This is a genomic window from Paenibacillus dendritiformis (assembly GCF_015845845.1).
Lineage (GTDB): Bacteria > Bacillota > Bacilli > Paenibacillales > Paenibacillaceae > Paenibacillus_B > Paenibacillus_B dendritiformis_C.
In genome coordinates this window covers 22,814-44,152 of the sequence record NZ_LDIG01000198.1, presented here as the reverse complement: position 1 = coordinate 44,152, position 21,339 = coordinate 22,814, and the positions used below count along the sequence as shown (strand labels likewise).

Genomic DNA, 21,339 nt, shown 5'->3' with positions numbered 1-21,339 from the left:
GATACCCTTCATTGTTGTCTTTAGGCTTCATCATCGTCCTCTCGCCGCTTGGCACGCTTGAGCCGAAATAACAGCACGAGCGCGAATCCGCCCGCCGCGGCGGCTCCCTTGAAGCTCCAGGCCGTCGCGCCCAGCCAGAGCGGGATCAGCAGGACGATGGCGGAGCCTAGATGGATGGCTGTGCTCATTCGCAGCGCGGCTTCGTGCCGGGCGTGAGGCGGCAGCGGATAAATGCTTCGCATGACATCATGCCGGTGATACGTGAACAAGGTATGCAGCTGGGCTCCGATAACGAGCAGGAGCAGCCCGTAAGCCGCGGCGCTCCAGACGGAGTCCCGTACCCACAATAAGGCGAGCAGGCCGATGACGATGAGACGAATCAGAATGCCCAGCAGCTCGCTGCGGGCGAATGTCTTCGCCAGCAAATAGCGGTAAGCCGCTTGAGGCCGGTAGGCATGGCGGTCGCCGAACCGCTTCAGCCAAGGCCGCATATACCGGCGCTCTTCCGTGACGGCGATGTCGACGAAGTTCGAGAGGAGCAGAAATACCCGGCTCGCATGAACCCGCTCCGCCTCAATGTGGCGTTCCCATGGAAAACGGAGCCTGCTCCGGGTAACCGTCCAGCCGATATAGCCTAGTCCCGCAGCTCCCGTAATCAGCGCCGCCGCCGGAAGGCTCAGCCACAGCCAGCTCGCCATGGCTCCCCAAACCCAAGCATAGCGCAGCCATCGGCTCGCTCTGCGGATGGACGGATCGCTCATCTGCCGTTCTCCCCAGCTTCCGACGGCAGCGACGCTCTTCAGCAGCAAGATGACGGCCAGCATCAGCGCAAAATGCTTCGGTTCCGGGTCCGCCCGATGGTATAACGGCCACAGCACGGTCCATACCATCAGCGGCAGCAGCATTCTCGGGATGAGACTGTAGCGGATGCTCCGCTTCATGTAACCGCTAAGCCGCCCTTCCACCCGCAGCAGGAAGACCAGATCCGGCGGCTCCAGGAACGTGCGGTAGGTCATGTAAGCCGTCGCCGGCGCGACCAGAAGCAGCACCAGCTCGCGAACCGGGAAGCCGGGCGGAATGCGATCCAGATAGTTGGCGTAAAATGCCGTCCCGGTTATGAATCCCAAGACGAGCACAATGGCCAGACCGCTCTGTGCGACATACCCTAAATAAGGAATGACCTGCCTCCAAAATCGCTGCCGGCGCTCCTCCCATAACCGGCCGGCGTCGAACGGAGAGGTTCCGTCCGCTTCCCGGGGGGTTATCCGTTCCATGGACGATCACCGCCCTCCTGCGCTTCGGTCACCCACGTATAGAAGAGATCCTCCAGCCGCTCCTCGGCAGGCTGGCCGGATTGACCGCTCCATTGCTCCCGCAGTTCCTCCCGACTGCCCGCCCCGAGCACTCTTCCTTGGTGCAGCAGGACGAAGCCATCGCAATAATGCTCGATCGTGGACAAAATATGCGAGCTGACGAGCAGCGCCGCTCCTTCTTCCTTGACGCTCTTCATATATTGAAGCAGCGAACGGATGCCGAGCGGATCCAGGCCAAGGAAAGGCTCGTCAATGATATAGAGCGGAGGGCGAACCGCAAATGCGCACATCAGCATCGTCTTCTGCTTCATGCCCTTGGACAGATGCTGGGCCGCCTTATCCAGATGCGGCTCCATCTGGAACAACTGCGCGAGCTCGGCCGCCCGCTGCTCGAATCGGGCCTTGTCCACCCCGTAAGCGGCCGCCGTCCAGATCAGATGCTCGCGCACGGTCAGGGCGTCATACAGCAGCGGGGTCTCGGGCACGTACGCCAATGCGGCCCGGTACTGTTCCGGCGCTTCGGCCAGCGTGCGGCCCTGCAGCGTCACCTTGCCGGATTGCGGCTCAAGCAGCCCGAGAATATGCTTCATCGTCGTGCTTTTCCCGGCGCCGTTCAGCCCGATCAATCCGATCATCTGGCCGGCTTCGACCTTGAAGGTAATATCATGGAGAACCGGTCTGCCGACACTGTAGCCGCCAGTCAACCGTTCAATATGTAATAAAGATTCCATATTTCGTCACCTCACCGCCTATTATACCGGACACGGAGAGGGGATGCGAATGGAACGCATGATGCGGGCGCTGACGGAAGCTTCGTCTGCAGCTTCGGCTTCGATTCGGGGCACGCTCTTGACTGCAGGGAGGCACGGCCTCATCCGGCTGCCTGGCTCCTTACACGCCTTCGGCCGCCCCTTCCTGGTCCTCTTGCGGCCCCGAGCCTGCGTCTTCGCCGGGCTGCTTCGCGGCCTCCCGCTTCATCTCCGCCGCCTTCCGCGCTTGCTTGAGCGCCTCGTTGCCTTCGCGTTCGATAGCGGCGGCTGCCGCTTCTTCGACCGTTTTCTTGCCGTCGGCTGCCGCCATAATTTCTCGCTCCAGCAGGTCGTACATGGAAGGAAAGAATGAGCTCGGAATGTCACGATGCGATTCGCCCCGGAGTCCCCATTTTCCTTTTGGCTTCAGCATAGATAATGCCTCTACGTTCTTTCCGTCCACTTCGGTAAAGAACTCGCTTGCATAGCAATCACCGCTATCAGCAGCAGGACGGACCTCCGCTTATTTGTCACTCCGCCTTCTCTCCTTCTGTCATTCGCCTTTTGCTAAGCGGCAGCTTATTTCTTCCCGGACTGCTCCTTCGCTTTGGCCGCCTCCCGCGCCTTGTGAAGGGCCGCATTGCCTTCGGTCTCGATGGCGGCCACGGCTTCCTCCGCAGACTTTCCGTTCTCGACCATCGCCTTCAATTCCTTAATGATAATGTTCGAGAAGGTCGTGCGGAATCCGTCCGGGATATTGACGCTCGTCCCCCCCCATAAGCCCCATAAGGAACCGCTCGATGCCTTCGGCCGCAGCATATAGAAGGGTTCCATGCTTTTGCCGTCCACTTCTTTCATCGCGTCCGCCCTAGTCGGCAGTTCGCCCCGGAAGGAACGGGAAGCGGCCTTCGCCATTTCCGGACCGTTCACGAACTTCACGAACTCCCAAGCCGCCCGCTTGTTCGGGGAATCGGCCGCGATCGCATAGATGGAACTCAACATGGTAAAGGCGGACTCCTCCGGCACAGCCGGATCGACGGGCGCCGTCACAAAGTCCCAATTGATCTCTTCACTGTCGCTGGCAAACACCGCCTGATTCCGAAGATTGCTCATGAGCCAGCTCGATCCGAGTATCATCGCGACTTTGCCTTTGAAGAACTGCTCGGTCTGCAAATAATACATCTTTTCTTTTTCCGGCTCCAGAGAAGCCGTATAGATCGCCTTGTCGCGAATCGCCTTGGCTGTCAGTTCCATCGCTTCCTTCCAGCCGTCCGTGTTGAACGTGATCTTCTCTCCCTTCGCGTCGAACACCCGGAGCGACGAACTGAGTGCCACATTAAAAAGCATGCGGTCGGCTTGGCCGAACTCATCAGCCAAACCATAAATCTGATCGTCCCCGGAACCGAGGCCCCCGAAGCGGCTCGACAATTCGAGCAGTTCTTTCCAGCTCATCTGATTGCGCGGTGGGTCAATCTGATATTCTCGGAACAGATCGGCATTATAGTAGACGACCGAGGCGTTAAAGTACGGAGCCAAGCCGTATAACGAGCCGCCGCCGCGTTCCCGAAGCAGCTCGACGAGCCCGGGCATATATCCGTCCAGATCGAATTTCTCCTGCTCGATTACCGTGTCCAGATTGTACAGCTTCCCTTCCTGCACCAGCTTCTCGAAGCTGTCCGAACTCGTCATAATGACATCCGGCTTGTGCTTCTCGACAAATTTGAGATATTCCTCCTCATAGCTCGTACCGTTTTCCCGCATATTCTCATAGATGGACCCCGTACTGATGACCTCGAACTCAATATTTGGGTACTTCAAATTGAAGTGGTTCCCGTATTCGCTGTAAAAGCTGCCCTCGTCATAATAGAGCACTTTAATTTTCCCCTTGCCCTCGGAGTCCAGCTCTTCAAGCGCGGGCTTCCCGCCGAAGCAGCCTCCCAGCAAAGAAATCACAGCAAGCAGCAGTATGGAAACCTTCCATTTCTTTTTCATTCCGTTCTCCTCCTTTTCGTTACAAGAAGCAAGTATATCGGCAGTTCCCGCATCATTCAACCAAATAAAGGGAATCTTAATCAAATCGATAGGGGATTGTTAAGAACTATTAAGAAAACTGGAAGCAATCCGCTCCGTCCTGGATCGCGCCTACTTCTTCCCGGCCTTCTCCTTCTCCGCCTTTACCGCTTCCCGCGCCTGCCTGAGGAGCGCGTTGCCCTCGATCTCGATAGCGGCCGCGGCTTCCTCCGCGGACTTCCCGTTCTCGACCATCTCCTTCAATTCCTTGAGGACCAGTTTCGAGAAGTTCGTACGGAAGCCGGACAGGAATTCACGGTCGAGCCCCCGCCATAAGTACGCGCTCAATGCCTTCGGCCGCAGCATATAGAAAGGCTCCATGCTTTTGCCGTCCACCTCTTTCATGTAGTCCACCCTTGTCGGCAGGTCGCCCCGGAAGGAACGGGACTTGGCCTTCGCCATTTCCGGACCGTTCATATACTTCACGAATTCCCAGGCAGCCCGCTTGTTCGGAGAATCGGCCGCGATCGCATAAATATCGTACACGTACGCGAAACCGGATTCCTCCGGCGCAGCCGGATCGACAGGCACGGTAACGAAGTCCCAATTGACTTCTTTTCGGTTTTTATCCTTCGCTCGGTTGCGCAGATCGCCTATGAGCGAGGACGATCCGATCATCATCGCCAGTTTGCCTTGGAAAAACTGCTCGGTCCGCGAATGAAGGATCGTGCCTGAAGCGAGCGGCTTCAGAGGAGCCGTATAGACCGTTTGGCCGATAATCGCGTTGGCTGTCACCTCCAACGCTTCCTTCCAGCTCTCCGTATTGAAGTTAATCTTCTCCCCCTTCGCGTCCAGCAATCGTAACGATAAGCTCCTTGCCAACGTAAAAAGCAAGTCGTCGGCAAAGCCGTATGCATCGGAGAGACCATAAATCCGATCGTCCCCGGAACCGAGACCCGCGAAGCGGCTCGACAAGTCGAGCAGTTCTTTCCAGCTCATCTGATTGCGCGGCGGTTCAATATGATGCTCCCGGAACAGATCGGCGTTATAGTAGACGACCGAGGTATTGAAGTTCGGAGCCAAGCCGTATAATGAGCCGCCACCGGGCTCCCGAAGCATATCGATGAGTCCCGGCAAATATCCGTCAAGATCGAACTTGTCCTGCTCAATCACCGGATCCAGATTGTACAGCTTGCCCTCCCGCGCCAGCTTCTCGAAGCTGTCCGAATCGACCATAATGACATCCGGCTTATGTTTCTCCACCAATTTGAGATACTCTTCCTCATAGGTCGTTCCGTTTTCTTTCATATCCTTTTGGATTGAGATCGTGTTGATGACTTCGAATTCAATATGGGGATACTTCGCATTGAAGGTGTTTCCATACTCGCTATAAAAGTAGCTCTCGTCATAATAGAGCACTTTAATTTTCCCGTGTCCATCCGCCCCTCTCTTCAAGCGCCGGCTTCTCGGCAAAGCAGCCTCCCAGCAAAGAGATTACCGTTAGCAGCAGAATGGCTGCCTTCCATTTCTGTCTCAATCCGCTCTCCTCCCTTTTATTCCAGACCAAGTATAGCGGCCGTTCCCTGACCCTTCAACCAGATAAAGGAAAAGTCAAGCGAATCGATCAGTGAATGTTAAGAAAATTAAGAATCTCCACACGTTCCTGCGCCCTGTAGGAATGTCCTTGCCTGCCGAAAAATAGACCGCCGGCTTATCCGGCCGGCGGTCGTTCAAGTGTTCTATCCTATTGACTGCTGTCCTCTGTCGTGAGACGGCGCGCCTTCTCCTCTTCCCTAATCTTGCGAAGAACGGCGTCTCCTTCCGCCTGCACCGCAGCGGCGGCTTCCTCCACTGTCTTCATCTTGCCGATCACAGCCTCCATCTCCCGCGACAATATCGTTCTGAATTCCCAGAAGAACTCATGGGGAATCCCGATGTTGAAGAAGTCGTCCCAGATGGATTTGGACTGTGCCCGTGGCCGGAGCAAATAGAAGGCTTCCAGACTTTTGCCTTCGATCTCCTCTACCAAATGGATTCTTGTCGGCAAAGTTTCCCTTGTCTTGCGGGAGTTGGCCTTGGCCGTGTCTGGCCCGTTCACGAATTTGACGAACTCCCATGCCGCCCGCTTGTTCGGAGAATCTGCCGCAATGGCGAATACTTCGTGCAGCCTTACGTACGGAGACGAGTCGGGCGAGGCCGGATCGACAGGGGCCGTGACGATGCCCCAATCGAAGGACTTCGCTTCCTTATCCCACGCAGGGCGATGTTTGAGGTCAGACATGAACCATGTCTCCTCCATGATCATTGCCGCCTTGCCTTGGAAAAAGAGAGAATCGGAGCCCCATAACAGGTTGCCCTGCTCGTCTTCGATCGGCGGCTGCATATAGGCCGATTGATTCCGGATCGAATCGGCCGCCAGCTTCATCGCCCGCTTCCAGCCATCGGTCTCGAACATGAGCTTCTCTCCCTTCGCGTCGAACAGGCGCAGCGCATAAGCGTCCGCCATCTTCAGCAGCAGTTGATCCGGCTTCCCGTGCCGTTCGTAGTAGCCGGCAATCTGGTTCTCGCCCGAACCGAGGCCCTTGAACCGGCTTGACAGCTCCAGCAGCTCTTCCCAGGTCATCTGGTGGCGCGGCGGATCGATATGATGCTCCCGGAACAGATCGGCGTTGTAATAGATGGCGCTCGTGCTGAATTCAGGGGCCAATCCATATAAAGAACCGCTTCCCTTCCCTCGAATCATGTCGATAAGACCCGGCATATATCCTTCCAGATCGAATTTTTCCTGCGCAATGACGGCATCCAGATTATACAGCTTGCCTTCCTGGACCATCTCTTCCATTTCATCCAGATTCAGAATCACCACATCGGGCTTCTGCTGATCCAGGAACTTCAACCGCTCCGCCTTCATATCGGCATCATCCTTGTCTCTCAGCTCACGATACATCTCGCCCCAGCTTACCACTTCGATGTCAATGCCCGGATATTTGACTTGAAAAGCATTTCCGTATCTGGAGTAGAAGCTTTCCTCATCGGCATAGACCACTTTCAGCGCCCCGGAGCCGTCTTCCCCCAGTTCTTCCAGCACCGGCTTCTCTCCGAAGCAGCCGCTGAGCATCGCACCGGCGATCGCCAACAGCGTCATATACCTCCACTTCCTTCTCAAAGTCCTTCGCCTCTCTTTCTAGAATTCGCGACCGTGCGCGGATGATTTCTTGCTGGCCTCAAGCCATCAACGCTCTCTATCTTGGTATAACGAACCGTTAGCCCTAGATGTGACAATGATGGATATCGCTGCAATGATGCCCGTTCAAACGGAACAGGCCGCTGACATATCGGCTCCGTTCGTTTAGGCTGCTTTTGCCTTCTCACTTCCTTTCGGCTGATTTACGCGCCTTCTCCGCTTCCCGGCCCTTCTGCAACGCGACCTCCCCTTCGGCCGCAGCGAATAGAATGCCTCCGTGCTTTTGCCGTCAATTTCCTTCATGAACTGGTTCCTTGTCGGCAGATGGCCGTCTATCGATCGGGAGGCTGCCTTGGCCATCTCCGGCCCGTTCACGAATTTGACGAACTCCCACGCCGCCCGCTTGTTCGGGGAATCCGCCGCGATGGCATACACTTGATTCAGTCGCACGTACCAAGACTCATCTGGAGAAGCCGGATCGACGGGCGCCGTCACCATGCCCCAATCGATTTTCTTTGAATCTTTATCCCACATGGCACGGTTCTTCAATTGGGACAGGAACCATGGGTCATCCATAGTCATCGCCGCCCTGCCTTTGAAAAAGAGATCGTCATCCGACGAAAATTCCTGGGGGGAGTCCCCCTCATCCATCGGTCGGGTGTAGACCGCCTTGTTCCGGATTGAGTCCGTTGTAAGCCTAACCGCCTGCTTCCACCCGTCCGTATTGAATACGAGCTTCTCCCCTTGGGCATCGAACAATCGCAGCGAGGAAGCGTTCGCCACATCGAACAGCATTAGTTCAGGCGATCCGAAGCGCTTATAGTACCCATAGATTTGATCCTCGCCCGAGCCGATGCCGGCCAAGCGGCCCGACAGCTCGAGCACCTCCTGCCAGCTCATTTTATTGCTCGGCAGTTCGATATGATGCTCCCGGAACAGCTCGGCGTTATAGTAAATGACATTGGTATAAAAAATAGGAGCCAGTCCGTACAGCGAACCGCCGCCCTTTTCCCGAATCATGTCGATAAGGCCGGGCATAAACCCTTCCACATCAAATTTTTCCTGAGCGATGACGGCATCCAGATTATACAGCTTGCCTTCCTGGACCAGCTTCTCCATCATAGGCAAATCAACCATCAGCACATCCGGCTTATGCTTGTCCAGAAACTTCAACCGCTCAGCTTCATAATCGGCATTTTCTTTGTCTTGCAGCTCCGGTTCATTTCTTGTAAATTTACGACTTCAAATTCGATATCCGGGTATTTCACATTAAAATAATTGCCGTATTGCGAATAGAAGCTTTCTTCATTATAATAAACAACTTTGCTCTTCCCCTTGCCGTCTTTACCCAGCTCATCCAGCACGGGCTTCTCGCCGAAGCAGCCGCTAAGCAGGGCAACGACGAGAGTCAGAAGCAGAGCAAGCTTCCATTTTCCTCCCAAGTGTGGTTTTCCTCCTTATTCCTATACAAAGAGTAGTAAAAGAGTAATATCGGCAATTCCTATATGAAAAGTAGACATATCCAACCTTTGTGATAAAAGGCCGCCAACTTATGTCAGCGGCCATAAATCCCTGAGTTCGCGTACGCAGGTCACTCCCCTTTGGCTTTCTGTTCCGCCTCTTTGCGCGCCTTCTCCGCTTGCCGGCCCTTCTGCAGCGCGGCCTCCCCTTCTGCCTGGATTGCGGCGACGGCTTCATCCACTGTCTTCTTGTTGTCTATCACGGCTCTCAGTTCCTTGTCCAGGATCGTTCGGAAGTCCCTATAGAATTCGGACGGCACCTCCACATCCCGTCCGCCCCACATTGATTCGTACTTCGCCTTCGGCCGAAGCGAGTAGAAGGCCTCTGTGCTTTTGCCGTCGATTTCCTTCATGAATTGGTTCCTTGTCGGAAGCTTGTTGCCCATCGTCCGTGAGGCGGCCTTGGCCATCTCCGGTCCGTTCACGAATTTGACGAACTCCCACGCCGCCCGCTTGTTCGGGGAATCCGCCGCGATGGCATATACTTCGCTCAGACTGGCGTACGAGGACTCGTCAGGAGAAGCCGGATCGACAGGCACGGATACCATGCCCCAGTCGATTGGCTTGGCCTCTTTATCCCACATGGCACGGCTCTGGATTTGGGATATGAACCAGGTGTCCTCCAAAACCATCGCGGCCCTGCCTTTGAAGAAGAAATCGTCATCTGTCGAAAAACTGTGGTTGTCTCCCTCATCCATCGGTTCGGTGTATACCGCCTTGTTCCGGATCGCGTCCGTTGTCAGCTTCACGATCTGCTTCCACCCGTCCGTATTGAAGACGAACTTCTCCCCTTTGGCATCGAAAAGCCGCAGCGTGGAAGAGTTGGCCACATCGAAAAACAGCTCTTGAGGCCCCCCTCCATAGCGCTTGTAATAGCCATAGACCTGGTTCTCGCCCGAGCCGACGCTTGCGAAGCGGCTCGACAGGTCGAGCATCTCCTGCCAGGTCATTTTGTTGCGGGGCGGTTCGATGTTATGCTCCCGGAACAGCTCCGCATTATAATAAATGGCGCTCGTATAGAAATACGGAGCCAGTCCGTACAACGAACCGCCGCCATGTTCCCGAATCATATCGACAAGTCCCGGCATGTATCCTTCCAAATCGAATTTTTCCTGGGCGATGATCGCATCCAGATTATACAGCTTGCCTTCCTGGACCAGCTTCTCCATCTCCTGTAAATCAACCATCAGCACATCCGGCTTATGCTTGTCCAGAAACTTCAACCGCTCTTCTTCATAATCGGCATTTTCTTTGCCCTGCAGTTCCCGGTACATTTCCTGCATGCTGACGATTTCGAATTCGATATCCGGATATTTCACGTTGAAAAGATTGCCGTAGTCGCGATAAAATCCCTCTTCATCATAATAGACAACTTTAACTTTCCCCTTGCCGTCCTTCCCCAGTTCGTCAATCACCGGTTTCTCGCCGAAGCAGCCGCTGATCATGGCCACGACGGCAGTAAGCAGCAAAGCGATTTTCCATTTTCTAGGCAAAATAGGTTCTCCTCCTTGATCAATGAAAAGACCGCCAACTTCTGTCAGCGGCCAAAAGTCATGTGCTGCATTCTGCGATGGTTAATTCCCTTCGGATGCGCCTGTCTCCCCGCTGCCTGATCCTTCTGTTTGATTATCTTCCGCTGGTTTGCCGCTCTCCCCGTTCGCTTTCTGTTCGGCCTCTTTGCGCGCTTTCTCCTCTTCCCGGCCCTTCTGCAGCGCGGCTTCGCCTTCTGCCTGGATCGCGGCGACAGCTTCATCCACTGTCTTCTTGTTGTCTATCACGGCTCTCAGTTCCTTGTCCATGATCGTTCGGAAGTCCCCATAGAATTCGGACGGTATCTCCACATCCGGTCCGCCCCACATCGATTCGTACTTCGCCTTCGGCCGCAGCGCATAGAAGGCCTCTGTGCTTTTGCCGTCGATTTCCTTCATGAATTGGTTCCTCGTCGGTAGGTTGCCGTCCATCGAACGGGAGGCTGCCTTGGCCATCTCCGGCCCGTTCACGAATTTGACGAACTCCCACGCCGCCCGCTTGTTCGGTGAATCCGACGCGATGGCATAGACTTCGTTCAGACTCGCGTACGAAGACTCGTCAGGGGATGCCGGATCGACAGGCACGGATACCATGCTCCAGTCGATTTTCTTGGAATCTTTATCCCACATGGCACGGTTCTTGATTTGGGATATGAACCATGGGCCATCCATGATCATCGCGGCCCTGCCTTTGAAAAAGAGATCGTCGTCTGACGAAAATCCTCGGGAGTCTCCTTCATCCCTCGTTTGGGTGTATACACCCTTGTTCCGGATCGAGTCCGTTGTCAGCTTCACGATCTCCTTCCACCCGTCCGTATTGAAGACGAGCTTCTCCCCTTTGGCGTCGAAAAGGCGCAACGACGAAGCGTTCGCGACATCGAGAAGCAGTTCCTGAGGCCCTCCTCCATAGCGCTGATAGTAGCCATAGACTTGATCCTGGCCCGAGCCGACACTTGCGAAGCGGCTCGACAGGTCGAGCACCTCCTGCCAGGTCATTTTGTTGCGAGGCGGTTCGATGTTGTGGTCCCGGAACAGCTCGGCATTATAATAAATGACATTAGTATAGAAATACGGAGCCAGTCCGTACAGAGAACCGCCGCCACGTTCCCGAATCATGTCGACAAGGCCCGGCATGTACCCTTCCAGATCGAATTTTTCCTGGGCGATGATCGCATCCAGATTATACAGCTTGCCTTCCTGGGCCAGCTTCTCCATCGTCAGCAAATCAACCATCAGTACATCCGGCTTATGCTTGTCGAGAAACTTCAACCGCTCTTCTTCGTAATCGACCTTTTCTTTTTCTTGCAGCTCCCGGTACATTTCCTGCATACTTACGATTTCGAACTCAATATCCGGATATTTCACATTAAAATAATTGCCGTATTGGCGGTAAAAGCTATCTTCATTATGATAGACAACTTTGATTTTCCCCTTGCCGTCCTTCCCCAACTCGTCAAGCACCGGTTTCTCGCCGAAGCAGCCGCTGACCATGGCAACGGCCAGAGTCAATAGCAGAGCAAGCTTCCATTTCCTCACCCCAATTTGTTCTCCCCCTTTGCTAAATAAAGAGGCCACCAACTTGTGTCAGCGGCCCTAAGTTATCTCTTGCCTCTATGCTAGTCAATCCCCTTCGGATGTGCCAGCCTCCGCACTGCCTGAATCCTCGGTTTTGTTATCCTCCGCGGCTTTTCCGCTGTCTCCTTCCGCGCCCTTTTGGGCCGCTTTGCGCGCTTTCTCCGCTTCTCTGCCCCTTTGCAGTGCTTCCTCGCCTTTGGCCTGGATGGCGGCGGCGGCTTCTTCCACCGACTTCTTGTTGTCGACCACGGCTTTCATTTCTTTCGCCATAATCGTAGAGAAATCCCGGTAGAAATCGGACGGGATTTTCACGTTCGGTCCGCCCCACATCGATTCGTATTCCGCCTTCGGCCGAAGTAAATAGAAAGCTTCCGTGCTTTTGCCGTCAATTTCTTTCATGAACTGGTTCCGTGTCGGCAGAGTTCCACGCGAAGAGCGGGAAGCCGCCTTGGCCATTTCGGTACCGTTCACGAATTTGACGAACTCCCAGGCCGCCCGCTTGTTCGGAGAATCGGCCGCGATAGCGAATACCTCGTTCAGCGTCGCATACGATGATTCATCCGGATTCGCCGGATCGACAGGCGCCGTCACCATGCCCCAGTCGATCTCCTTGGCTTCCTTATCCCACATCATGCGGTTCTTCAATTCGGAGATCACCCAAGGTCCATCGATAATCATCGCCGCCTTGCCTTTGAAAAAGAGATCGTCGTCTCCCATAAACACGCGTTCATTGCCCTCATCCATTGGTTGAGTATAGATCGCCTTGTTCCGAATCGCTTCTGAAGCCAGCTTCATCGCCTGCTTCCAGCCATCCGTATTGAAGACGAGCTTTTCCCCTTTGGCGTCGAACAGGCGCAGCGAGGAGCCTTGCGCTATTCTGTTCAGCAGTTGGTCCGCGGAACCGAATCGTTCGTAGTAGCCGTAAATTTGATTCTCGCCCGAACCGGTGCCCGAGAAGCGGCTCGACAGATCGATCAGCTCCTGCCAGGTCATTTTATTGCGCGGCGGTTCGATATTATGCTCCCGGAACAACCCGGCATTATAGAAAATTACATTGGTGTAGAAATTGGGAGCCAATCCGTAGAGCGAGCCGCCCCCCTTGGCTCGAATCATATCGATGAGGCCCGGCATAAATCCTTCCAGATCGAATTTCTCCTGGGCGATCACGGCGTCCAGATTATAAAGCTTGCCTTCCTGGGCCATCTTCTCCATCGTTTGCAAATCAATCATCAATACGTCCGGCTTATGCTTGTCCAGGAACTTCCGCATTTCTTCCCGATAATCGGCATCTTCATTTTTCTGCATTTCCTGGTACATTTCTTCCTGATTTACGACTTCAAATTCAATCTCCGGATATTTCACGTTAAAACTATTGCCATAATCCGAGTAAAAGGCCTCTTCGCTATAATAGACAACTTTGATTTTCCCCTTGCCGTCCTTCCCCAGCTCCTCAAGCACCGGCTTCTCGCCGAAGCAGCCGCTGATCATGGCAACGACCATAGTCAATAGCAGAGCAATCTTCCATTTCCTTAGCACAATTTTTTCTCCTCCTTTTCCCTTCCAAATTTCAGTATATCGGTTGGCCTGGCGGCGTTCAACCATATACAGGAAACTTTATGTTTTTGTTATGTTTTTGCTAGATTTGAGTTCAAATTCCTCCTATAACACAAAAGCACCGCCGAATGATGCCCATTCAGCGGTGCCTGACCTTTTCCCGATCGTTACGTGCGTTTGTCCTTGAGCCACTTCGGCGCGCCTTTGTCCTTCCGATCCCGGTGACGCTCCGATTTGGGCTGCGCCTTTCTTGCGGTTCCAGCCGCCTCGCGCGCGCCGCGCGGCTTGCCGTTCGGCTTGCCTCCCCGGTTCGCGTTCGGGTCGTGCAGGCGCCCTTCGTAGAACACGCGCTCGGCGATCGTAATTCCAAGCTCGCGTTCGAACTTTCGCATAATGAACCGCTCTTGCGGCGTAATCAGATTGACGGACATGCCTTGGCGGCCCATTCGTCCGGTGCGGCCGGCGCGGTGAATATAATGCTCCGCATCCAGCGCCGGCTCAATGCTGATGACGAGCGGCAGATCCGGGATATCCAAGCCTCTGGCCGCGACATCGGTCGCCAGGAGCACCTGGACCTGTCCTTCGCGGAATCGCCGCAGCACGGCCGTCCGCTCCTGCTTCGGCGCATCGCCGTACAGGGAGGCAACCGACAGGCCGACATAGGCCAGCTTCGCCTCCCATTCCCCGATGCGGTTCGAGTCGTTCACGAACGCGATCGCACGCTTCGGGTTCCACAGCCGGATGAGACGGCGGACCATATCGATCTTGTCGCGGTCCACGGCCACATACAAATGCTGAATCGTCTCCGCCATCCGCTTGTCCGGCTCGATTCCGATCTCCGCCGGCGACTGCATGAAGCGGCCGGCCAGCTCCCGTACCTCCTGAGGGAGAGTCGCCGAAAAGAAGAGAAGCTGCCGATCGCGCAGCGCGCTGCGGATCGCCATGTCCGTATCGCGGGCTCCGCCCTTCTGCAGCAAATGATCGACCTCATCCACGACGATCGTTCGGACCTCATGCATCTTCAGCTTGCGCATTTCAATCAGTTCCCGGATGCGGCCGGGCGTGCCAATGACAAGCTGCGGCTTGTCGCGCAGCCGCTCCACCTGGCGGTTCAGCGCGGCTCCGCCGATGAGCGCGGCGACGTGGATGCCGCTTCCTTCCCCATAGTACTCCGCCTCGCGCACGATCTGCATGGCCAGCTCCTGCGTCGGGGCGATAATAACCGCCTGCGTGCCTCGGTGCGAGGCGTCTATCTTCATCAACACCGGCAAAAGATAAGCTAATGTCTTGCCCGTTCCGGTCTGCGACTGGGCCAGAATATCGCGGCCCTCCAGCGCGGCCGGAATCGCTTCCGCCTGTACGGGCGACGGAGCGGTAATGTCTTTCGCTTGAAGCTTCGCTAACAGTTCCTCGGTAATCGACAAGGAAGCAAATGTGTTGCTCAACTGCATCGTTCCTCTCTATGACATGACATCCGTTCATGTATGTATATCTCGCTTAACTGCGGCATTCATGGCTCTATTATAGCGAAAAGAACCGCCGGCACCAAACTTTTGTCCCTGGCCGGCCCGTCCTGCCCGCAAAATGTGGTACAATTCACCATATATGCAGATTATGCGCAAAAAAATAGGACAGCACCCGAAACGGGCCGATGCCGTTTTGATGCATCATCGTCTATATTTTGCGACATGCTGGAATATAAAATGAAGGTATCGAGGCAATCGAAGCGGCCGCAAATCGCGGAATGGTTGTCGGGGCATGGATAATGATCGTTACAAAAGGAGGACCTAACATGAGTGAAGCTGCACAACCCGCATTCGAACGATTAGTTGAAAAATATGCCGAGCTGCTGACGGGGCATTCCGATCCGGTCACCGTCGAGAAGGTAAAGCGGTGGGCCCTGTACAATCAGATGCATAAGACGATGCCGAACCTGACTCGGCATTGGAACGATGCCCACCCGGAAGGCAAGGCGGAAATACGGGCGCTGTTCGAGGAGATTAAGCAAATGAACGAGGCGCATCGCCAGGGCGGCTCCAATTCCTGACGATCTTTGCCGGCTGCGGCGACAAATCCGCTCATGCAATGCTGCCCCCCGCGCGGCATTGCATGAGCGGACCTGCTGCATTCCTTGCCCGTCGGCTGCCATTCTTCCGGCGCTTCTGGCGGCGCTTATTTTTTGTTCAGCAATCGGGCCGCGATGCGATTGGATACGCGGGGAAAGAGAGAATAAAGGCGCATGCCCAACGCTCCCAGCCACGGCAGGTCCACTTCCTGCCTGCGCGTCTCCATGATGCGAATCAGATGGCGCACGACCTTGTCCGGCGGCATGATGAACCAGCGGACATTATTCACATACTGGCCTGACGGATCGGCGAGGTCGAAGAAGGGCGTATCGACAGGCCCCGGATTGACGGCCGACACGGCGACCCCAGTCCCCGCCAGCTCCATCCGCAGCGCATTCGTGAACCCGAGCACGGCATGCTTCGTCGCGCTGTAGCCGGCAGACTTGGGAGATCCGATCTTGCCTGCCATGGAAGCCACGTTCACGATATGGCCGTCGCGGCGTGCCAGCATATGCGGGAGCACCGCCTTCGTGCAGCGAACAACCCCCATATAGTTGACGTCCATCATGCCGGCGAACTGGGATACGCTCATGTCCGTGATTCGCTCGAATTGCCCGTACCCCGCATTATTGAGCAGGATATCGATTCGTCCGAACCGCTCCAGGATCACGCTTACGACCCGTTCCACGTCATCGTCGCTGGTCACGTCCATCGTATAGACGGCATGGTCCGCTGTCATGCCCAGAGCGGCAGCATCCAGCTTCTTCCGCGAGCGTCCCGTCAACACGGGTACGGCTCCTTTTGCGGCTACGGCTTGGGCGGTCAGAGCCCCGATGCCGCTCGAAGCCCCTGTAATGAGCACAATTTTCCCTTTCAAATCCATTTCCTGCTGCTCCTTTGGCGCCGCCCCGCCTGCAGCACGCCATTCCTGGCGCTGCGGCTCGCGGCCGGCCCTGCATCATGCGTCAGGATACGATACTGACCTTATCACTATATCCGATATGCATCAGCACATCAAACCGGCCGATGTCTCCAATAATGAGCGGCACCGCCATGGCCTGCTGAATCGGTCCCGAATTGGAGGAGACCAGCAATTGAGGCGGCGTGATGTCGACTCGCAGCCCTTGGTTGTACATCAGCGTGGTCGCATTGCCGCTAATCATATTCCCCAGCTCCGAAATCGCGCTTTCCCCAATGGCGTCCAGCGCTTCCAGCGGGAAGCCTCCCATCATCGCGGAAGCCATCTTAATGGCGACGTCTTCATTTAACCCGAATAATACATGTCCCGATAATTGCCCCGTCATCCCTATCTGGATGCGTAAATCATGAGATCCGCTCCAAGATAACATCTCAAGCTCTCCCCGTTCCGGACGGACTTGCACGACTTGTTCGATAACCGTGCACGCCGATTGCAAAAAAGGATGAATCCACTCGGCTTTCATCTTTGTATCTTTCGCCCCTTTCCGACAGTAAGGGAGTAATGTCCGAACCCCATTCGAACGTCCTACATACCCACTTTTATATGACTATTATACTAAAAACGATCGCGGCGATCACTAAAACATTTCTCTGAATTTCATTAATTTTGTATATTTATATATTTTTGAGCATAAAGAACTATTTCCGCAGTTTTATTTTTAACGACAACCACCTGGGTTCAACTCATGCTATCGCGGATAATGCTGCTCTGAACACACTGCGGCCGTTTCCTTCAAGCTGCCTATCATGACCAAAGACCTAACCCACAGGCAAAAAGGAGATGCAAAATTATTCGGACTGCGCACTTCCTTCTACTGTAATAGGTATTAAGAAAGAGCTTTTTTAGGACGATAAATAGAATAGAGAGGATGTCGAATTTACTTAAAAAATGTCGAATCCGTTCGGAAACACAACTTAGAGGAGGGGCAGCTATGTTAAAAAGCATTAAAATGAAACTCATTCTTGCCTTTTTAGTGACGATTCTGATTCCGATTTCTATTATTGGTATTATTGTTAATAATAGTATGATCAAAGAAATCACCGCTGCATTCGTAACGTCGACGACCAATGAGGTCGCGCAGGTGGACGGCCGAATGGCGCTTTTTTTCGAAACGGTAAAAGAGAACGTAAAGTTTCTGGCGGACAGCCCGATCATCAATCAAGCCGATGACAGCATCACCTCATACATGAAGCTGACGGAGAACAAAAAATCGACCTTTGCGCAAAACGGCGGCATTGAAAGTCAAATCTATAAGGAATTTGAGCGCTTTGCCCAGACGCATCCGAACACCTCTGCCGTATTTTTGGGAGCGGCTCATGGCGGTTACGTCCAGTGGCCGGAAAAAGAAATGGCCGCCAAGTATGACCCTCGCACCCGCCCTTGGTATGCCAATGCGATGGCGAATCCCGAACAAGCGACGATTACCGATCCGTATGTCGATTCGGTAACCGGCAGTTTGAACATGAGCAGCGTAGCGGTCATCCATGACAGCAAAGGCAAGCCGCTGGGCGTACTCGGGCTGGATACAAGCCTCGGGAAGCTGGCCGAACAGCTCCAGAGCATTAAAATCCGGGAGACCGGCTATGTCGTTCTGCTCTCCAAAGACGGAACGATTCTCGCTCATCCCCGCAATCCGGAGCTGATCTCCAAAAATATAGCGGACATCGGCGTGCCCGAATTTGCGGATATCAAAGAAAAAACCGCGGATCATTTCGAGATTGAAGTGGATGGCACAGACTATATGACCAACTTGTATACGTCCCAGGCGACCGGGTGGAAATACTTGTCCATCGTTGAAAAAAGCGAGCTGACGCAGGAAGCCGACAAGATCGGAATGATCAATCTGATCACCAGCTCGATATGCGCCGTCTTGGCCGTGCTGCTGGCGCTTGGGGTAGCATCGAACATTACGAAACCGATTCAGACCGTCGTCGCCAATCTGAAGGAGATCAGCGCCGGGGATTTCACCGGCGAGGTCCCAGCCTCGATTCAGCGGAAAAAGGACGAGGTCGGCGTACTGGGGCAATCGCTGCAAGTGATGCAAGCCTCCATCCGCCATCTCGTCGGGGAGATCCGCAGCGCCGCGAATACATTGGCCGATTCTTCGAAGCAGTTGTCCGCCCACACGGCCGCAAGCACGGCTCAGATTAAGGAAGTCGACTCGATCGTCAAGATCGTCGCCAGCGGCGCCGAGACGCAAATGCGGGGCACGGAAGAAGGGGCCAAGGCGATGGAAGAAATGGCTATCGGCATTCAGCGGATCGCGGAAAGCACGACCAGCATATCCGAGACGTCGCTGGATACGGCCGACCAGGCGAAGCAGGGAAATATGCTGCTCCAGGAAGCGGTGCGGCAGATGAATACGATCGATGAATCCGTAAGACATTCTGGGGGATTGGTGCAGACGCTCGGCGAGCGGTCCGAGCAGATGGCCCACATTGTCGATGTCATCACCCAGATTGCGTCGCAGACGAACCTGCTGGCGCTCAATGCGGCGATTGAAGCGTCCCGGGCCGGGGAGCATGGCAAAGGCTTTGCCGTCGTCGCCCATGAAGTAAGGAAGCTGGCGGAACGGTCGGCCGAATCCGCCCGCGAAATCGCCGATCTGATCGAGGAGACGAGAGCGGATGCCCGCAAAGCCGTGGAGTCGATGGATCTCGTGCGGGACAGCGTCGCCGACGGCATTGATAAAGTGCAAAATTCGGGCGAGACCTTCGAGCGCATCTTAACGGACATCACGGATATCGCCGGCCAGATTCAGGATACGTCGGCCGTGACGGAAGAAATGTCCGCCGGCTCCGAGGAAGTGCTTGCTTCCGTGAATGAAATCGCGCATATCGCCGAGAAGAACGCGGAGCACGCCACGAAGCTGGTGAAGTTCACGGATCAGCAGCTGCTCGATATGGGCACACTGCTGAAGAACGCGGAGCAATTGAATCAAATGGCGCAAACGCTGAACGAGATGATAAGCCGGTATAAAATTTAGAGAACGCAGCAAGGGGGGTGTCCCAAAAGTAGTATTTCACTACAGTGAGACAGCCCCCCTGATTTTCAAGCTCGACTCGCCGAAAAACTGCAAAAATGCACTTTTCCTTTATGACGTGTACTCCGTTACAGGGCATCAATTTCTGACTATCCAATCGATAAAAGACAAAAATCGATGAACATCATGTACTTTTGCAGGAATTTCATCAAATAGCGGCTTAAAGATCAGAAATTGATGCATCCACGCAGCATTACACTGCTTCATCCATATTCCACCGTTTTCCGCGCCGCCGTTTTCCCCGCATCCACATTTTCTGTTAACTCGTCATCTCAATCATTTTGCAGCGCCTGTGAGACATTCCCCTTGCTCGTATCTCATAAACTTCGGCTTGTCCTTATTTGTCCAGCAATCCCCGCTGCATCGCCTTCCACACGAGCTGGGAGAACAGACTGTTCGACCAGGCGAACCAAGGGCGGGTGAAGATAGCCGGATCGTCCGCATGGAAGCCCTCATGCATGAAGCCGGTATCGGCATCGGTCGCTTCCAGCGTGGCGATGAGCGACACGATCTCCTCATCGCTGATCGACGTCAAGCCCTGCATCGACAGTGCCATATGCCATACATACCCGTCCGGCGTATGCGGGCTGCCGATTCCCGAAGCGGCCTTGCCTTCGAAGTAGTACGGATTCTCCTTGCTCAGGATGAAGCAGCGCGTATTCTGGTAGACCGGATCCCCGGCGTCCGTATAGCCGATATACGGAATCGACATCAGACTCGGCGTTCCCGCGTCGTCCATCAGGCAGAAGTTGCCGTAGCCGTCCGTCTCGTACACGTACATTTTGCCGTAGGTCGGGTGATTGTACGTGCCGTACAGTTGGATGCCGTGCTCGATTTCTTTTTCGAGCTTGTGCATTTCCTTCACGAACGCTTCGTCGCGGAAGCCGTACTTCGCAATCTCCTGCATCTGGCGCAGCGAGACGGCCGCGAACATGTTGGAAGGAATATTGTAATGGAAGTCGCAGGCATCGTCGCTCGGACGGAAGCCGGACCACGTCATCCCCGTATAGTTAACCGGCATGCCAAGGCCGTCGTTGCGCAGCGTATCGATATCCGGGCAATTTTCGCGCATGAAGCGGTACGGCGATTGCTCGAAATGGCGCTGCTCCGTCTTCCAGACATCGACGATTTTGCGCATGGCGGATTTGAAGTTCGCATCGAAAATATCGGTGCGCCCCGTTTCTTTCCAATACATATAAGCGAGACGAATTGTGAAGCACATCGAATCGAGCTCATATTTGCGCTCCCACACCCATGGGGACATGTCGGTTTCATCATTCGCATCCCAATGCCAATCGTTCGGTCCTTCATTGAACGCGTTCGCATACGGATCGATATTGATATAGAACATATGGCGCTTGATCAGGCCGCCGATGATGCGCTGCAGATCGGCGTCATCCTTGGCCAACGGGACATAGTGAATGACTTGCTCCACCGAGTCGCGCAGCCACATGGCCGGGATATCTCCGGTCAGCACGAAGGTCGTGCCGTCCTCCAGCAGCTTCGTCGTCGTCTCCAGCGTATTCGGGAAGCAGTTCTTGAACTGCTTCAACAGCTTCGGGCGATGCGCCAGCTTCTGCTCGGCCTCCGCCAGCACCTGCTTCACCGCTTGGGGAAGCTCGAACTTCGGCACGTCGATTTTGGGCAATCGGAATTGTTCCATCTTGGGTATCCTCCACCTGTTCCACTTGATGTATATATGGGATGATATGCGCCGGCATGGACAGCGGGAAAACGAATCCGTCCCTCTGCCTTGTCCTGCCCGCGGCTCTTCTTAGTTTACATGCAAACGCGGGTTACCGCTACCCTCTGCTCCG

The 21,339-nt window shown here is 54.7% G+C and carries 17 protein-coding genes; 2 read left to right on the top strand and 15 right to left on the bottom strand.

Annotated elements, in window-relative coordinates; translation table 11 throughout:
* Window positions 1–20: 20 nt before the first annotated feature.
* The 12 genes from ABD76_RS20125 to ABD76_RS20075 all read right to left on the bottom strand — a co-directional run bounded on the left by ABD76_RS20125 (window position 21) and on the right by ABD76_RS20075 (window position 14,885).
* A complete protein-coding gene (locus ABD76_RS20125) occupies window positions 21–1,274 on the bottom strand; it encodes an ABC transporter permease (protein WP_197258926.1) in 1,254 nt (417 codons plus the stop codon).
* Window positions 1,262–2,044, bottom strand: coding sequence for an ABC transporter ATP-binding protein (locus ABD76_RS20120; RefSeq protein ID WP_197258925.1), 783 nt, complete (start codon window positions 2,042–2,044; stop codon window positions 1,262–1,264). Before ABD76_RS20120 ends, ABD76_RS20125 begins: the two co-directional genes overlap by 13 nt.
* Window positions 2,045–2,204: 160 nt before the next feature.
* Window positions 2,205–2,495, bottom strand: a complete 291-nt coding sequence (locus tag ABD76_RS20115; RefSeq protein ID WP_197258924.1) for a hypothetical protein — start codon at window positions 2,493–2,495, stop codon at window positions 2,205–2,207.
* A 146-nt stretch (window positions 2,496–2,641) separates the two neighbouring features.
* Window positions 2,642–4,054: an ABC transporter substrate-binding protein gene (locus ABD76_RS20110; protein ID WP_197258923.1), complete on the bottom strand. Its 1,413-nt coding sequence runs from the start codon at window positions 4,052–4,054 to the stop codon at window positions 2,642–2,644.
* A 150-nt stretch (window positions 4,055–4,204) separates the two neighbouring features.
* Entirely contained in the window at window positions 4,205–5,545 is a 1,341-nt protein-coding gene (locus ABD76_RS20105; protein ID WP_338125160.1) for an ABC transporter substrate-binding protein, read from the bottom strand.
* A gap of 271 nt (window positions 5,546–5,816) precedes the next feature.
* Window positions 5,817–7,217 carry an ABC transporter substrate-binding protein gene (locus ABD76_RS20100; protein WP_197258922.1) on the bottom strand — a complete coding sequence of 467 codons (1,401 nt, stop codon included), beginning with the start codon at window positions 7,215–7,217 and terminating at the stop codon, window positions 5,817–5,819.
* A gap of 204 nt (window positions 7,218–7,421) precedes the next feature.
* The gene (locus ABD76_RS20095) at window positions 7,422–8,429 is read right to left on the bottom strand and encodes an ABC transporter substrate-binding protein (RefSeq protein ID WP_242069674.1); all 1,008 of its coding nucleotides are present in this window, start codon (window positions 8,427–8,429) and stop codon (window positions 7,422–7,424) included.
* A complete protein-coding gene (locus ABD76_RS29675) occupies window positions 8,426–8,698 on the bottom strand; it encodes a hypothetical protein (RefSeq protein WP_242069673.1) in 273 nt (90 codons plus the stop codon). Before ABD76_RS29675 ends, ABD76_RS20095 begins: the two co-directional genes overlap by 4 nt.
* A 149-nt stretch (window positions 8,699–8,847) precedes the next feature.
* The gene (locus ABD76_RS20090) at window positions 8,848–10,269 is read right to left on the bottom strand and encodes an ABC transporter substrate-binding protein (RefSeq protein WP_197258921.1); all 1,422 of its coding nucleotides are present in this window, start codon (window positions 10,267–10,269) and stop codon (window positions 8,848–8,850) included.
* An 81-nt stretch (window positions 10,270–10,350) separates the two neighbouring features.
* Window positions 10,351–11,796, bottom strand: coding sequence for an ABC transporter substrate-binding protein (locus ABD76_RS20085; protein WP_197258933.1), 1,446 nt, complete (start codon window positions 11,794–11,796; stop codon window positions 10,351–10,353).
* Between the two features lie 129 nt (window positions 11,797–11,925).
* Window positions 11,926–13,416 (bottom strand): extracellular solute-binding protein, encoded by a 1,491-nt coding sequence (locus ABD76_RS20080; RefSeq protein ID WP_197258920.1) that lies wholly within the window; start codon window positions 13,414–13,416, stop codon window positions 11,926–11,928.
* A 185-nt stretch (window positions 13,417–13,601) separates the two neighbouring features.
* On the bottom strand, window positions 13,602–14,885 hold the full coding sequence (locus ABD76_RS20075; protein WP_197258919.1) for a DEAD/DEAH box helicase: 1,284 nt from the start codon (window positions 14,883–14,885) through the stop codon (window positions 13,602–13,604).
* A 341-nt stretch (window positions 14,886–15,226) separates the two neighbouring features.
* On the opposite strand from ABD76_RS20075, the gene ABD76_RS20070 reads away from it, so the two are divergent.
* Entirely contained in the window at window positions 15,227–15,481 is a 255-nt protein-coding gene (locus tag ABD76_RS20070; protein ID WP_197258918.1) for a DUF2573 family protein, read from the top strand.
* A gap of 125 nt (window positions 15,482–15,606) precedes the next feature.
* Here ABD76_RS20070 and ABD76_RS20065 read toward each other — a convergent pair whose 3' ends face one another.
* Both ABD76_RS20065 and ABD76_RS20060 read right to left on the bottom strand, forming a co-directional pair.
* Entirely contained in the window at window positions 15,607–16,383 is a 777-nt protein-coding gene (locus tag ABD76_RS20065) for an SDR family NAD(P)-dependent oxidoreductase (protein WP_197258917.1), read from the bottom strand.
* Between the two features lie 82 nt (window positions 16,384–16,465).
* A complete protein-coding gene (locus tag ABD76_RS20060; RefSeq protein ID WP_197258916.1) occupies window positions 16,466–16,942 on the bottom strand; it encodes a chemotaxis protein CheX in 477 nt (158 codons plus the stop codon).
* A gap of 468 nt (window positions 16,943–17,410) precedes the next feature.
* Between ABD76_RS20060 and ABD76_RS20055 the strand changes: the two genes are divergently transcribed.
* Entirely contained in the window at window positions 17,411–19,465 is a 2,055-nt protein-coding gene (locus ABD76_RS20055) for a methyl-accepting chemotaxis protein (RefSeq protein ID WP_197258915.1), read from the top strand.
* 394 nt (window positions 19,466–19,859) lie between these two features.
* On the opposite strand, the gene ABD76_RS20050 is transcribed toward ABD76_RS20055, so the two are convergent.
* A complete protein-coding gene (locus ABD76_RS20050) occupies window positions 19,860–21,185 on the bottom strand; it encodes a glycoside hydrolase family 125 protein (RefSeq protein ID WP_197258914.1) in 1,326 nt (441 codons plus the stop codon).
* Window positions 21,186–21,339 lie beyond the last annotated feature (154 nt).